This window comes from Pseudostreptobacillus sp., from assembly GCF_977040545.1.
Window position 1 is genome coordinate 1 of sequence record NZ_CDRRBS010000116.1, and the last position, 2,707, is coordinate 2,707.

Consider the following 2,707-nt stretch of genomic DNA (forward strand, 5'->3'; position numbering starts at 1 on the left):
AAGGAGTTTTGTGTTTCGTAAAAAATTTTGGAAATACTTCTATATCATTTTTAATATATACTCCTCTAGTGTGAATATTTTGTTTTTCATCAAATATATATTCACCACTATTAGTTTCAATAAATTTCAAAAGTTTAGATTTTTCATCATTAGCTCGTGTAATTACGCAAGTTCTAACAACAACATTATTCTTGAATTTCTTCTGTTTCAACTTCTCCATATTCATCTACACTCGATTCTATATTTACTCTTAATTTACATAATTTCCCTGCTAATTTTGTATTTACCCCTTTTTTACCTATAGCAAGAGTTAATTGACTAGGATCTACTTCAACTTTAGCTATTATTTCTTCATCATTTCTTACTATTTCTACAGAATTTAATTCAGCTGGATAAAGTGCATTTTTAACAAATACTCTTAAATCCTCATTCCATTCAACTAATTCTATTTTTTCACCATTTAATTCATTTAAAATATTATTTATTCTTAAACTATCCTTACCAATACAAGCACCTTTAATATCTAAATTTTTATCTTCAGAGTATATCGCAACTTTAGATTTAACTCCACATTCTCTTGATATACCTTTTATAGTTATTAATCCTTGTTTTATTTCTGGAACTTCTCTTTCAAATAATTTAATCAAATATTTATCATCACATCTAGTTAAATCAACTTTAGGATATTTACCATTTGTATCTACAGTTCTAACATAAGCACTAAACTTATCTTCAGCTTTAAATTCATCTGTTGGTAATAATTCTTTTTTAAGTATAGTTACATCTAAATCATTCATATTAGAATATAGATTCCCATTTGGCTCAACTCTCTTAACAGTTAAATTAACTATTTCATTCTCAACCATTTTAAATTGTCTTACTACTTCTTCTTTTTCTTTTTCTCTAACATATTGAACTATTATTGATTTAGTTCTTTGAATAGCATTTCTCTTAAATCCATCAGCTTTTAATTCTATTTTTATAACATCCCCGATTTTAGCTCTTTTTTGATATTCTTTTGCTTCATCTAAAGGTATTTCTAAATCTTTATCATAAAATTTAACTATATTATCTATAACAGTTTTTTCAGAATACATTTTAACAACACCTTTTTCTGTTATATCAACACTAATATTTTCATGATCATTAAAATCCTTTTTATATGCTGCTAAAAGTCCAGCTTTCAATCTTTCAAATAATTCTTCTCTTTTTATCCATTTTTCTTTTTCTAATTCAATTATTGCATCTAAAAATATTGCTGTATCTTTTTTAGATCCCATCTCCTTCCACATCCTCTCTAAAAGTCATATCTGATAAAACAAATGAAAGTCTTGCTTCTTTAATTTTTTCTAAAGGTATTTCTACAATTTCATCATTCATATTATCTTTAATATACACTATATTTTCTTTAAAATTTTTCAATTCACCTTCAAATCTTTTTTTATTATCAATATTACTTCTTGTTTTAACATTTATTACTCTACCTAAAAATCTTAAAAAATCTTTTTCTCTTTTTAACTTTCTTTCAAGACCAGGTGTTGAAACTTCAAGATAAAATTTATCATCTATCATGTCATCTACAATAGAATCAATCTTTGTACTAAGGGCAACACAATCATCAAGAGTTGTTTCATTTTTTAAACTTTCTACATAAACTCTTAAAAAATTATATCCACCTTCACGTACATACTCAATATCTGCCAGTTCTAAATTTAAATCTTGCAAATACGGTTCTATCCTTTCTTCAATTAGTTTTAATTTTTCTTCCATTATTTCACCTCTATTAAATTTAAAGAGTGGGCTTAACCCACTCTCTTACTTTTATTTAATTATATCATAATTTTAGATATAATACAAGAATATTTAAAATTCTTTGGAGTGTATGTCATTTTTAATTGATATTAGAAAGAAAAGAAGAAAGTAAAAAACTTCCTTCTAAAATATATTATATTTCAAATTAAATAACCACTTTAACTCTTTATCATAGTTTAATGATGTATCTAAGCTTATATTTTCAAAACTACTCTTTAATCCCATCTTTATTATTGGATTAATATTAACATAATCTGTATTAAATCCAGCTTCTGTATATATTGCCTTATAGTTTAATTTACCTTTAACATTTAAACTACTATTTCTTCTTTCTATAACACTTTTAACATCAAGTCCTATACTTGTATCATTATCTAATTGTTTACTTAATGATATATCAGTATTTAATATATGTTTTATATACGGTAAGTATCTTTGTAAATATATACTTTCTATCTTTATACCTTCTTCTATATATTCTATACCTAACCCTATATCTGTTATATTATCTACAGTTAATAATACATCTTCTAAATTACTTTCCTTATGTGTATATGAATACTTCCCTATTAAATTTATCTTATTCTTCTTTTCCCTATATACCTCATACTTTATCTTTGTATCTAGCTTATTTTCACTCCCACTTATATCATATATATCATTATTACCTATTATTGATTTCTTATAATAACTATTATTATATGTTATATAGTATTCTCTATTTCTTATTGGAAATGATATATCTATATTTAAGTTATTATTTATTCTTGCTTTTTCTAAACTTGATATATCCTTTTCTTCTATACTTTCTCCTATACCTAATTCTTCCTTTTCTTCTCTTATTGGATTTTTAGGACTTACAAATGTATATGATATATTTACATTTTCATTTAAT

Annotated in this window: 4 protein-coding genes; all 4 read right to left on the bottom strand. The window is 24.0% G+C overall.

Features of this window, described 5'->3' with window-relative positions; all coding sequences use genetic code 11:
- Window positions 1-211 (bottom strand): DUF448 domain-containing protein (locus ACWYO2_RS05595; RefSeq protein WP_455515496.1); only part of this gene is annotated, 211 nt, incomplete at its 3' end.
- Window positions 186-1,280, bottom strand: coding sequence for a transcription termination factor NusA (gene nusA / locus ACWYO2_RS05600; RefSeq protein WP_455515497.1), 1,095 nt, complete (start codon window positions 1,278-1,280; stop codon window positions 186-188). The genes ACWYO2_RS05595 and nusA, both read right to left, overlap by 26 nt.
- Entirely contained in the window at window positions 1,270-1,770 is a 501-nt protein-coding gene (locus tag ACWYO2_RS05605; RefSeq protein ID WP_455515498.1) for a ribosome maturation factor RimP, read from the bottom strand. The genes nusA and ACWYO2_RS05605 overlap by 11 nt, the downstream gene beginning before the upstream one ends.
- Before the next feature lie 165 nt (window positions 1,771-1,935).
- The coding region (locus ACWYO2_RS05610) for a ShlB/FhaC/HecB family hemolysin secretion/activation protein (RefSeq protein ID WP_455515499.1) at window positions 1,936-2,707 on the bottom strand (772 nt) is incomplete at its 5' end.